The organism is Pseudomonas sp. SIMBA_068 (assembly GCF_046534705.1).
GTDB lineage: Bacteria > Pseudomonadota > Gammaproteobacteria > Pseudomonadales > Pseudomonadaceae > Aquipseudomonas > Aquipseudomonas putida.
The window spans coordinates 1-256 of record NZ_JAWRYI010000986.1 but is presented as its reverse complement, the minus strand read 5'-3'; the positions used below and the strand labels follow the sequence as shown (position 1 = coordinate 256).

The window sequence follows — 256 nt, the reverse complement described above, 5'->3', positions numbered from 1 at the left end:
AAAACGTGTTGATGGTGCTGCTCAAGCCCGTTCTGCCTGCTGCACTCCCGCCAGCCAGCCTCTGGCCGTGGCTGTGGGCGCTTGGCACCATGACGGTCATCTCGCTGCTGGTGGGGCTACGACCATATCGCTTGTTGCTGGCAACGCAGCCTTTACGCGTATTACGTAATGATGTGGTAGCGAACGTCTGGCCGCTGAAGTTTTATCTGCCGATTGTCAGTGTGGTGGTTGTGCTGCTGCTCGCCGGATTAATGGG

Annotated in this window: 1 protein-coding gene; it reads left to right on the top strand. The window is 57.8% G+C overall.

The genetic code is table 11. The annotated features are described in order from the left end of the window. A partial coding sequence (locus tag SB756_RS32375) for a hypothetical protein (protein ID WP_410913543.1) occupies positions 1-256 on the top strand: 256 nt, incomplete at both ends.